8 protein-coding genes are annotated in these 11,629 nt (G+C 63.4%); 3 read left to right on the forward strand and 5 right to left on the reverse strand.

The genetic code is table 11. The annotated features are described in order from the left end of the window. The first annotated feature begins 283 nt into the window (after positions 1 to 283). Entirely contained in the window at positions 284 to 1,504 is a 1,221-nt protein-coding gene (locus ACVOLR_RS19140; RefSeq protein WP_481537843.1) for a multifunctional CCA addition/repair protein, read from the forward strand. Between the two features lie 166 nt (positions 1,505 to 1,670). Here the strand turns inward: ACVOLR_RS19140 and ACVOLR_RS19145 are convergent, their stop codons facing one another. From ACVOLR_RS19145 to ACVOLR_RS19165, 5 genes are read right to left on the reverse strand one after another with little or no spacing between them, the layout of a single operon-like run. Further along, positions 1,671 to 2,738, reverse strand: a complete 1,068-nt coding sequence (locus ACVOLR_RS19145; protein ID WP_481537844.1) for an acyltransferase family protein — start codon at positions 2,736 to 2,738, stop codon at positions 1,671 to 1,673. Between the two features lie 23 nt (positions 2,739 to 2,761). Next, positions 2,762 to 3,904, reverse strand: a complete 1,143-nt coding sequence (nagA, locus tag ACVOLR_RS19150) for an N-acetylglucosamine-6-phosphate deacetylase (RefSeq protein ID WP_481537845.1) — start codon at positions 3,902 to 3,904, stop codon at positions 2,762 to 2,764. After that, positions 3,904 to 4,932 (reverse strand): SIS domain-containing protein, encoded by a 1,029-nt coding sequence (locus tag ACVOLR_RS19155; protein WP_481537846.1) that lies wholly within the window; start codon positions 4,930 to 4,932, stop codon positions 3,904 to 3,906. Before ACVOLR_RS19155 ends, nagA begins: the two co-directional genes overlap by 1 nt. Positions 4,933 to 4,938: 6 nt before the next feature. Further along, on the reverse strand, positions 4,939 to 6,015 hold the full coding sequence (locus ACVOLR_RS19160) for a LacI family DNA-binding transcriptional regulator (RefSeq protein ID WP_481514481.1): 1,077 nt from the start codon (positions 6,013 to 6,015) through the stop codon (positions 4,939 to 4,941). A gap of 43 nt (positions 6,016 to 6,058) precedes the next feature. After that, positions 6,059 to 7,348: a sugar MFS transporter gene (locus ACVOLR_RS19165; RefSeq protein WP_481516629.1), complete on the reverse strand. Its 1,290-nt coding sequence runs from the start codon at positions 7,346 to 7,348 to the stop codon at positions 6,059 to 6,061. Between the two features lie 369 nt (positions 7,349 to 7,717). On the opposite strand from ACVOLR_RS19165, the gene ACVOLR_RS19170 reads away from it, so the two are divergent. Both ACVOLR_RS19170 and ACVOLR_RS19175 read left to right on the forward strand, forming a co-directional pair. Further along, the gene (locus ACVOLR_RS19170) at positions 7,718 to 8,737 is read left to right on the forward strand and encodes a glucokinase family protein (protein ID WP_481537847.1); all 1,020 of its coding nucleotides are present in this window, start codon (positions 7,718 to 7,720) and stop codon (positions 8,735 to 8,737) included. Between the two features lie 93 nt (positions 8,738 to 8,830). After that, positions 8,831 to 11,488, forward strand: a complete 2,658-nt coding sequence (locus tag ACVOLR_RS19175) for a TonB-dependent receptor (RefSeq protein WP_481537848.1) — start codon at positions 8,831 to 8,833, stop codon at positions 11,486 to 11,488. The last annotated feature ends 141 nt before the right edge of the window (positions 11,489 to 11,629 follow it).

Below are 11,629 nucleotides of genomic sequence, written 5' to 3' on the forward strand. Positions count from 1 at the left end.
CGCGCGCAAGCCCGGCACCGGCCAGAAGCAACCGCAATCTCCCTCCGCCCGACCCTCCCGGGGCAGGGGCTCTACCGGTAAAGCCTCTTGCCGAGCATGGCTCGGCACTACAGCCCCCTCCCTTTCGCGGAGGGTTGGGGAGGGGTTGGCTTTTGAGGCCTTCCAGCATTGTCAGCTTCGCGGCTTACGCCGCTCCCACAACAGCATGCATTGCTGGTAGTGCCCCTGCCGAGCATGGCTCGGCACTACATGTACGACGCCTCATCCGACTTATCATGGCTGCATGAAGACTTATCTCGTCGGCGGCGCTGTCCGCGATTCCCTGCTCGGCCTGCAGGCCGGTGACCGTGACTGGGTGGTGGTGGGTGCAACCCAAGCGCAGATGGAAGCGGACGGCTTCAAGGCCGTGGGCAAGGATTTCCCGGTATTCCTGCATCCACTGACCGGTGAGGAATATGCACTGGCACGCACCGAGCGCAAATCTGGTCGCGGCTATCGCGGCTTTGTGGTCGATGCCGATCCGTCGGTGTCGCTGGAAGAAGACCTGCAGCGCCGCGACTTCACCATCAATGCCATTGCCCGCGATGAGGAAACTGGCGAGCTGGTCGATCCCTGGGGCGGAGTGCGCGATATCGAACAACGCGTGCTGCGCCATGTCGGCCCGGCCTTCATCGAGGACCCGTTGCGGGTGCTGCGTGCGGCACGCTTCATGGCCCGCTTCGCGCCCTTGGGCTTCACCTTGGCACCAGAGACCGCCGCATTGATGCGCGAGATGGCTGCCAGCGGTGAACTGGATGCCTTGGTGCCGGAGCGTATCTGGCAGGAGCTGCGCCGCAGCCTGAGCATGAAACAGCCTTCAGCCTTCCTGCGTTGCCTGCACGATACTGGCGCGTTGGCGGTGATCTTGCCGGAAGTGGATGCGCTGTACGGCGTACCGCAACGCGCGGAATTCCACCCGGAAGTGGATACAGGCGTGCATCAGGAGATGGTCAGTGACATGGCCGCACAGCTGGCACCGGGCGATGACCTGATCGGTTTCGCCGCCCTCACCCATGATCTGGGCAAGGCGTTGACACCAGACGATGAACTGCCACGCCACATCATGCATGAGCAGCGCGGACTGAAACCGCTGGCCCAGCTCTGCGAACGATTGAAGATTCCGCTCGATCATCGCCAACTGGCAGAAGCAGTCTGCCGCGAGCACCTCAACGTGCACCGCATCGACGAACTGCGCGACGCCACCGTACTGGAGCTGATCCAGCGCTGTGACGGCTTCCGTCGCCCCGAGCGCATCGCGCAGATGGGCTTGGTCTGTGAGTGCGACAAACGCGGCCGACTGGGCTTCGAGGACAGCGACTACCCGCAGCGCGCAACCCTGCAGCGCCTGCATGCGGCAGCGCTGGCGATCAATGCGCGTGATATCGCCACCGAAGGCCTGCAAGGCCCAGCCATTGGCGAAGCCTTGAAGAAGGCGCGTATCAGGGCGATCAGCGCGGCGCGGTGATTGCCAGCCGCTGTCGCAGCCTTTGGATGTTGTGGGAGCGGCGTAAGCCGCCAGGCTGGCAATCCAACAACAAAGCTAACAGCTTGCAATTGCACGATCTGTCGTTGTCTTTCGCATTGGTGGCTTCGCGGCTTACGCCGCTCCCACAAACCAGGAACCCGCAGCCTCAAATCTTCAGGTAGATCCTGCGCCGGTCCATCCACGCCATCGGCAACCACCAGATCGCCACGAAACTCAACGCCATCGCCAGCGAAGCAAACTGTGCGCCGCCCAATGGGGTCAGCCAGCGGTTGAAGAGGTGTTCCCACAGCCAGCCCCAGCTGCCGGTAGCCATCATCGCCAGCACCATCGCCGAAGAACCTGCATAGGCAGTGATCGCGTTGACGCCGAAGCGGCGGCCCAGTGGCGGCCATTGCCGGCAATCGATCAGGATGTGCGCCAGCCACAGTCCCGCGAACGCCAAACCGCCGGTCCACAACACGTACGACGAGGTCCACAGATTCTTGTTCAAGGGCAGCCACTGCGCCCACAGACCGCCGGCAACCAGCAGCAATACGGCAGCAGGCAGCAGTCGCCACGGGCGCTCTCGCAGCAACGCACCAGCACGCAGACCCAGCAGGGTCGAAGCCAGTGCACCCAGCGTGGACACCATGCCTTCCGGATCGTGACCATTACCCGTGGCCGGGTCGTACTGATACAGCAGCGTTCCGAACAATGCGGTATCCACACGGCTGCTCAGGTTGAGCCACGGCTCCAACGAGCCACCTACCACCAATAGCGCAGCGTAACCGGACAACAACACGCCGATGCACAGCCACTGCAGTCGCGGCTTCAACCAGATCGCCGCCATGCCCGCAAGCGCGAAACACAGGCCAATGCGTTGCAGCACGCCCCATGGCCGGTAGTGCGCCAGGTCCAGCCACCACCAAGCAAGAAAGTGCAGCGCCAGACCCAATCCCAGAATACGTGCGGCACGGATCAGCACCGTCTTTGTCAGCGCACCACGATCCGCGCCCTGCTCCACCCGTGCCACCACGCCCAGCGCGATGGACACGCCGACGACCACCAGGAAGAACGGAAACACCAGATCGGTCGGCGTGCAGCCATTCCATTCCGAATGCAGCAGCGGAGCGTAGACGTGGCTCCAGCTGCCGGGGTTGTTGACCAGCAGCATGGCCGCCACGGTGATGCCACGCAGGGCATCCACCGAGGCATAACGGATGGCTTTATTCATGGGCGCTACTCACAGGCCAAAACTCAGTCGCGCTGACCAGCAATCCAGGTGGCCTGCACCTGCAGGTCGGTATCCAGCAGGACGAAGTCGGCCTGGTAGCCGGCCGCAATCTGCCCGTAGCGATCATCCAGGCCCAGGAACTGCGCCGGATACGTCGATGCCATGCGCGAAGCCTCGGCCAGCGACAAACCCAATAGACCGACGGTATTGCGCACGGCGGTGATCATGTCCAAGGCCGAACCAGCCAAGGCACCAGCAGCATTGCGGACCACGCCATCAACAGCAGTGATGGTTTCGCCATACAGCTCGAATGCCGGATTGTCCGAACCCACCATCGGCATCGCATCGGTAACCAGGAACACCTTGCCGCGCGGCTTGGCCGCCAGCGCCACGCGCAGGCTGGCCGGGTGCACGTGCACGCCGTCGACGATCACACCGCACCAGCTGTCGGCATCTTCCAGGGCCGCACCGACCGCGCCGGGATCACGCCCCTGCAGCGGCGACATCGCGTTGTACAAATGGGTGAACCCGGTGATACCTGCATCCAGACCAGCGCGGATCTCGTCGTAGGTGCCAGCGGTGTGGCCAGCAGCAACGATGGCGCCATTGGCTACCATCTGCTGGATCGTCGCCGACGGCACGCGCTCGGGTGCCAAGGTAATCAGGGTGACGCCGTTATCCAGCGCCGTCGCCATGCGTACTTCATCGGCATCCGGAACGCGGAACTTGCCGGCATCGTGTGTGCCCTTGCGAGCTGGGGCGATGTACGGGCCTTCCAGATGGATGCCGAGCACGCCCGGCACCTTGGCGGCAATCGCCTCGCGGGTCGCCTGCACCGCGCGCGCCATCACTTCGGCGCCGTCGCTGATCAAGGTCGGCAGCATGCCGGTGGTGCCGTAGCGGCGATGCCCGGCCATCATCGTGCGCAGTGCATCGACGTCGGTCTGGTTGTTGAACAATGCACCGCCGCCGCCATTGACCTGGGCGTCGATGAAACCCGGCAGCAGCCAGCCGCCGCCCAGGTCCACCTGCGCACCGGCCGCGGCAACCGCCGGGTCATCGCTGGCGACGACCGCAGTGATGCGGCCGTCTTCGATCAATACCGCGACATCGTCACGGAAGTTCTCACCGGCAAGTACCCGGCCATTGCGCAGCGCGGTTTTCATCAGACCGTTTCCGTCACCTTGTTGAGGTGCGGCGGCAGGTCCGGGTTGTTGCCACGGCGCAGCGCCAGTGCGTTGATCGCGCGGTAGAAGCTCTGGATGGTCAGCAGCGGTGCACACAGCGGATGCGGTGCAGCGGCGGTCGGCAGGTTGCCGCCCTCACCGGTCAGCCACACCTGCGCGCCGCGCGCGGCAAACTCTTCGGCCACGGCACGGGTGCCTGCGCCGGTTTCGTCGGGCTGAGCAAAGGCAAGTACCGGGAAATCGCGGCCGACCAGCGCCATCGGGCCGTGCTTCACTTCGGCCGAGCTATAACCTTCGGCGTGCAGGCCGCAGGTTTCCTTGAACTTCAGCGCCGCTTCCTGTGCAGCAGCCAAGCCGGGGCCACGGCCGAGCACGAACAGATTGTGCGCATCGACCAGACCTTCGGTCACCGCGCTCCAGTCGCATGCCCAGGCTTCAGACATCGCGGCCGGCAATGCGTCCAGTGCAGCGATCAGCGCCGGATCGTTCTTCCAATACGCGCCCAGCTGCAGGATCGCCGCCAGCGAGGCCAGGTAGCTTTTGGTCGCAGCGACACTGCGCTCGACGCCTGCACCCAGCGGAATCACGGTTTCGGCCAGCAGTGCCAGCGGCGAATCCTCGACATTGACCAGCGCCACCACGCGCGCGCCGGCGGCTTTGGCAGCCTCGGCATTGCGCAGCAGATCGGGGCTCTTGCCCGACTGCGAGATCACGATGTACAGCGCGCCGCGCAGCTGCAGCGGCGCTTCATACACCGAGCCCACCGACGGCGAGGCCGAGGCGGTGACCAGGCCGAGCTGGGTCTCGAACAGATACTTGGCATAGGTTGCCGCGTGATCGGAACTGCCACGGGCACAGGTGACAACGAACGGTGGCGGGTTCTGGCGCAGGTCGGCGGCCAGGGCCTGCACCACGTCGCGGTTACGTGCGAACTGGGCGGCGATGACAGAGGCGCTTTCTGCAGCCTCGTTGAACATCAGGGTTTCGGTTTCACTCGGCAGTGCCATGGATCGTTACTCGGATAGGTCGGGGGGAGATGAAGGAGGTCGCGACGGCTGCTGGCGCAGCGGTGCGGTGGAACCACGTACCACCAGCTGCGGTACGAAGCCCTGGTTCTGCAGCTGTGCCGGGCTGTCTTCGTAGGCATCGGTGCGCAGCTGGCTGATCAACAAACGCGCAGCATGGCGGGCGATGTCGCCGGTAGCCTGCTTGGCGGTGGTCAGCGCCGGCCATGACTGCCGCGAGAACGGGCTGTCCTCGAAACCGGCGATGGACAGGTCATAAGGCACGTTCAAACCGGCCGAGTTGGCCGCAGCCAATACGCCGGCAGCAATTTCGTCGTTGGAGCCGAAGATGGCGGTAGGCGGCTCGCGCAGCGCCAGCAGGCGGCGCGCACCACGGAAGCCATCATCAAAGGTGTAATCGCCCGGGATCACCAGGTGCTTGTCCAGCGGGATGCCGTAGTCCTTCAGCGCCGCTTCGTAGCCGGCGTAACGCTCGCCGCTGGAGCGGTGCGAGGTGCCGCCCCACAGGAAACCGATGCGCTGGTGGCCAAGCTGGATCAGGTGCTCGGTGATTTCGTAGGCCGCATCGCGGTCGTCAACGAACACACACGGGCCATCGCCCGGGTCTTCGGTGGCAGCAATGATGCGCACGGTCTTGATGCCGCGTGCATTGAGCGCGGATACCAGTTCCGGACGCTCGGACATCGGTGCGGTCAGCACCAGCCCGGCCAGGCGCGAGCGCTGCACCCAATCGGCGAGTTCCTCAGCCAGCATCGGCGAGGTCGAATCGCAGGGATGGATCTGCAGGCCAAAGCCGGTCTCGCGGCAGGCCGACAACACGCCGTTCTGTACCCCGATGATGTGGTACGGATTGGGGTTGTCATACACCAGCCCGATCACGAACGTGGTGTTGCTGCGCAGGTTGCGCGCGGACGGATCGGGCTCATAGTCCAGCTCGGCCACCGCGCGCAATACGCGCGCGCGGGTGGCCTGCATCACCGAAGGCTCGTTGTTGATCACCCGCGAGACGGTCTTCAATGAGACCTTGGCACGCTCGGCGACATCCTTGATGGTGGGTCTACGCATTACCGGTTCCCGCGTTGGCTCGATTGCCGCCATGATGCTTGATTCAGGCGCCACGTGCCTTGCCCGCGTTATGACCTACGGTGCCGAAGTACAGGATGTACAGATAGCAGGGGATCATCAGCGCGGCGAACACCAGCTGGAAGTGCTCCGGGTACGCATGCTTGAGCAGGGCAAAGGCCTGCGGAATGATCGCGCCGCCGGCAATACCCATCACCAGCAAAGCCGAGCCGATCTGGGTGAAACGACCCAGGCCGCGGATCGCCAGCGGAAAGATCGCCGGCCACATCATGGCGTTGGCAAAGCCCAGCGCGGCAACAAAGCCCACCGACACATAGCCGTGAGTGAAGTACGCACCCAGGGTGAAGACCACGCCCAGCACCGCCGATACCGCCAGGTACTTTTCCTGTGAGATGAAGCGCGGGATCACCAACAGGCCGATCACATAGCCCACCAACATCGCAAACAAGGTGTAGGAGGTGAACAGTTTGGTCTGGTCCAGCGGCAGGCCGAAGGCATTGCCGTAAGTGCCGATGGCATCACCTGCCATCACTTCCACGCCGACGTAGACGAACAGACACATCACGCCCAGCCACAGGTGCGGGAACTGGAAGATGCTGCGTTTGGCAGCCTTGCCGTCGTTGGCCACGGCATTGGCCTGGTCCGGCTGCACTTCCGGCAGCGGCGAGAACAGTACACCCACTGCAACCAGCAGCAGCACACCGGCAATCACCATGTAGGGAGTGTGGATCTTTGCGGCGAAAGCATTGAGCAGGTCGGCCTTGGTGGCAGCGTCGGCCGCCTGTACCTGGCTTTCCAGGTCGCCGATGCCATGCAGCACGAAGGTGCCGATGACTACCGGTGCAAGGATGCCGGCAATCTTGTTGCAGATGCCCATCAGCGCGATGCGCTGCGCAGCGCCTTCGATCGGTCCGAGGATGCTGATGTACGGATTGACCGCGGTCTGCAGCAAAGCCATGCCGCCGCCGATCACGAACAGGCCGGCAAGCGCGCCGCCAAACCAGCGCTGCGTCGCGAACTCGCCGAACCCCATCGCGCCAACCGCCATCACCGCCAGGCTCAGGGCCAGGCCCTTCTTCATGCCGGTGCGGCCGAGGATCCACGAGGCCGGCAAGGCCAGGAAGAAGTACGACAGGTAGAACACCATCAGCACCAGGAACGCCGACACCTCGTTTACGTCGAACGCCAAGCGCACAAACGTGATCAACGGGCCGTTGATCCAGGTACAGAAGCCGATGATGAAGAACAACACGCCAACGATGGCGATGGACGACGCCATGCTGGTACGCGGCGTCGAGACGGGAACAGCAGACATGGGCAAAGCTCCTGCGGATGCGGGAGACGGATCGAGGCCGTCCGGCGATTACGTGGGAACAACGTTGTCACATTTATGGTTTGCTGCGGACAAGTTTGTCAACAACGCAACCACGCAGGGCTATTCCGATGAATCATCAGGAATGCCCTACAAGCCCGGAAGGATCAGGCTTTCGCCGTAAAACCCTGCAAGTTCAGCCACTACACGCTATCGGATGCAACAAATGCAGGCGCCGTAAGGTTTGCGCAGACGCGCTGCAACGCAACATCGAAAGTTTCAATTATTCGTTGACATCGTTGTCAGAACGATTACAGACTCGCCCCCCAATGGTGCCCTTCCGGGCGCTCCGCCTCGCCATAGGGAAACCGAGTGACAGCTGTCGTCCCCCCACTGCAGACCACCCGCCTTGACCCCGCCTCCCGGCCCTTCTTCGCCGCCGATGTGGGTGGCACGCACGTCCGCGTCGGCCTGATCCGGGCTGCCTCGGCAAACGACCCCGCCATCGACGTGCTGTCCTATCGCAAGTACCGCTGCGCGGACTATCCAAGCCTCAGCGCGATCCTGTCCGACTTCGCCAGCCACAATCCGCCGGTCGAGCATTGCGTGATCGCCACCGCCGGCTACGCGCTGCCGGACGGCACGGTGATCTCGGCCAACCTGCCGTGGCCGCTGTCCTCCAATCGCATCCGCGATGACCTCGGCTTTGCCGGCGTCCACCTCGTCAATGACTTCGAAGCGGTCGCGCATGCGGCCGGCCACATCAACGCCAGCCAGGTGCTGCAGCTGACCGGCCCGGCCGAGGCAGAACGTGGCCCGACCCTGGTGATCGGCCCGGGCACCGGTCTGGGCGCAGCAGTGTGGATCCCGGTCGGCAACCGCTCGGTGGTCCTGGCCACTGAAGCCGGTCAGGCCTCGCTGGCCGCCACCACCGAACTGGAAATGGCCGTGCTGCAGCAGATGCTGCAGGACCGTCCGCACGTTTCCATCGAGCAGGCGCTGTCCGGCCCCGGCCTGCTCAATCTGTACAACGCGCTGTGCGCTGTGCGCGGCGTCGCGCCGGTACACACCACCCCCGATGCCGTCAGCGCCGCCGCCTGTGATGGCAGCGACCCGCTGGCCGTGGAAACCCTGCAGCTGTTCTGCGGAATCCTCGGCTCGACCATCGGCGACATGGCCCTGCTCTATGGCGTGCAGGGCGGCGTCTATCTGGCCGGCGGCATCCTGCCGAAGATCAGCCAATTTCTTTTGAACAGCACCTTCGTCGAACGCTTCCTCAACAAGGGGCCGATGCGCAAGGCGCTGCAAAGCATTCCCGTGAAACTGGTAGAGCACGGGCAACTGGGCGTCATCGGCGCCGCCAGTTGGTATCTGGAAAAGTCGGCCACGTAAGCCTTCAGCAGCATAAGCAACAGATCCACCAGCAGGACCCTGTAGTAACGCGGCACGCAGTGCCAACCAATCTTGATGTTGAGGAGAGACAACATGCATCGCAAGACCCTGCTTTCGGCAGCTATCGTCAGCTGTATTGCTTTCAGCGCACACGCGCAGGAAGCCGCAAAAACCGCCACCGACCTGGACACCGTGACTGTCACCGGTATCCGCGGCTCGATGGAAAAGTCGCTGGACACCAAGCGCGAAGCCAATTCGCGCGTTGAAGTCGTCACCGCGGAAGACGTGGGCAAGCTGCCCGCGCACAACGTCGCCGACACCCTGCAGCGTCTGCCGGGCGTCAACATCAGCTCATCCTCGGCCGACGAAGGCGGCTTCGACGAAGCCGACCGCGTCAGCCTGCGCGGCACCAGCCCGAGCCTGACCCAGACCCTGATCAACGGCCACACCGTCGGTTCGGCTGACTGGTTCGTACTGAGCCAGGGCAGCAACGTCGGCCGCAGCGTCAGCTACACCCTGCTGCCGTCAGAGCTGGTCCGCTCGGTGGAAGTGCACAAGTCCTCGCAGGCCAAACTGCAGGACGGCGGTACCACCGGTACCGTCAACATCATCACCCGCAAGCCGCTGGAGTTCTCCAAGCAGTTCACCGCCGAAGCTTCGATCGGTGCAGTGCGCTCGGATTCGGCCGAATCCAATGATCCGCAGCTGTCGGGCCTGTTCAACTACAAGAACGAAGACAACACCTTCGGCGTGATGGTGCAGGCCTTCAGCCAGAAGCGTGAGTTGCGCCGTGAAGCGCAGGAAATTCCGGCTGGCTTCTTCCAGATCGGTGCCAACAGCGCCGCTGCCCAGACCAACCCGGACCTGGCTGGCGTCTACGTCCCCAGCCTGCTCGGTTCAACCCTGTTCGAGCAGACCCGCGAGCGCAAGGGCGGCCTGCTCGCCCTGCAGTTCAAGCCGATGGACAATCTGACGCTGGGCCTGGAAGGCTTCAGCTCGAAGATGGACGCCAACAACTACAACCGCAACTTCATGCTGTGGGGCGGCAACTTTGCCAACGCGCAGGCACCGGATGCAGGTTACGTGATCAAGGATGGCGTGCTGACCAACGCCACCTATTCGGGCAAGCCGGGCACCGACTACGCGGTGTACGACATGATCTACCGTGAAGCCACCGCCAAGAGCAGCTACATCACTGCCGATGCGGACTGGCAGATCAACGACAAGCTCAACGCCAAGTTCCAGGCCGGCAGCACCAAGGGCACCGGCTCGACCCCGCGTCAGTTCATCGCTGAAGTGACCGCGGCGCGTGGCGGCGGTGCCAGCTGGAGCACCCACGGCAACGGCGCACCGATCGACTGGACCGTCGGTGGCGACATCAGCCCGGCCGGCGTGACCAGCTTCGGCACCTGGGGCAACCAGGAAGTGACCGCAGAAGACAAGGAGAAGTGGTTCACCGCCGACTTCAGCCAGTACTTCGACGTTGGCACGCTGAGCTCGGTGGACTTCGGCGTGCGTTATGCCGACCACAAGCGTGAAGCCCAGTCGCCGGAAGGCGCAAGCCCGGGCAACATCTGGGACACCCTGAAGAACGGCGCCACTGCCAACTACCCGGGCGGCTTTGCCGGCGGTATCGGCGGTAGCTTCCCGCGCAACCTGTGGTACTTCACCCCGGCTGCATTGAAGGACGCGATCCTCAAGAACTCCACCTGGTTGTCGAACAACGACGGCCCGACCGGTCGCCACAACTATGGCGGCGAGTGGAAGGTTGCCGAGAAGAACTTTGCCGGTTACGTCCAGGCCAACTTCGTTGGCGATCGCTGGAGCGGCAACGTTGGCCTGCGCTACGTCAACATCGACCAGGACATCAACACCTACCAGGCCGTCAGCGACATCGCCAACGCCGATGTGAGCAGCCTGTTCGGCATGTGGAAGGCGCTGTCGTTCAACAACAAGCATGACCGCATCCTGCCCAGCGCCAACCTGAAGTTCGACATGAGCGATGACCTCGTGTTCCGCTTCGCCGCTTCGCAGACCCAGACCCTGCCGGACTTCTCGGCACTGGGTGCTTCCTCGTGGGGCTCGGACCTGAGCCGCACCGGTGGCGGTGGCAATCCGAAGTTGAACCCGGTGCTGTCGACCAACTTCGACGCCAACATCGAGTGGTACTTCATGCCGCGCGGCATGCTGTCGGTGGGTGCGTACTCGATGAACCTGAAGGACTACGTGGCCTTCGGTACCGAAACGCAGATGCTGTTCAGCGAATTGACCAATCAGCTGGAGGCCTACCAGGTCGCCGTGCCGGTCAACTCCAACGGCAAGGTCACCGGTCTTGAAGTTGCCTATGAGCAGCCGATCGGCGACAACTTCGGCGTCAATGCCAACTACACCTACGCCGATGGCAGCACCTCGCACACCTGGGCAGACGGCAGCAACAACCTGCTGGGTACCTCGAAGAACACCTACAACGTGGGCGGCTACTTCGAGAACGACACCTTCGGTGCACGCGTCAGCTACACCTACCGTTCGTCCTTCCTGATCGGTCTGAAGGGTGCAAGCCCGTACTACCAGGACGACTTCGGCACCTTGTCGCTGTCGCTGAGCTACAAGGCAACGGATTGGCTGAGCGTCAGCTTCGATGCGCTGAACCTCAACAACCCGACCCTGAAGTACTACCAGAGCACGAGCATCCCGAGTGCGTTCTACGAGAACGGTCGTCAGTACTACCTGAACTTCCGCTTCAAGTACTGATCCATCCCGGCACGCAACATCGCCGGTTAGCGTGACCCGCCGGGCCTGGATCATTCCGGGCCCGGTTTTTTTTTGCTTCCCCTGTAGTGCCGAGCCATGCTCGGCATCGGTTTCGCTCCAGCTCTTCTTGTAGTGCCGAGC

This window comes from Stenotrophomonas sp. STEN030 (assembly GCF_056759995.1).

Coding starts and splice junctions, on each gene's coding strand:
- ACVOLR_RS19175 (WP_481537848.1), top strand. CDS start 8,831: ATGCATCGCAAGACCCTGCTTTCGGCAGCTATCGTCAGCTGTATTGCT.
- ACVOLR_RS19160 (WP_481514481.1), bottom strand. CDS start 6,015: ATGCGTAGACCCACCATCAAGGATGTCGCCGAGCGTGCCAAGGTCTCA.
- ACVOLR_RS19140 (WP_481537843.1), top strand. CDS start 284: ATGAAGACTTATCTCGTCGGCGGCGCTGTCCGCGATTCCCTGCTCGGC.
- ACVOLR_RS19155 (WP_481537846.1), bottom strand. CDS start 4,932: ATGGCACTGCCGAGTGAAACCGAAACCCTGATGTTCAACGAGGCTGCA.
- ACVOLR_RS19145 (WP_481537844.1), bottom strand. CDS start 2,738: ATGAATAAAGCCATCCGTTATGCCTCGGTGGATGCCCTGCGTGGCATC.
- ACVOLR_RS19165 (WP_481516629.1), bottom strand. CDS start 7,348: ATGTCTGCTGTTCCCGTCTCGACGCCGCGTACCAGCATGGCGTCGTCC.
- nagA (WP_481537845.1), bottom strand. CDS start 3,904: ATGAAAACCGCGCTGCGCAATGGCCGGGTACTTGCCGGTGAGAACTTC.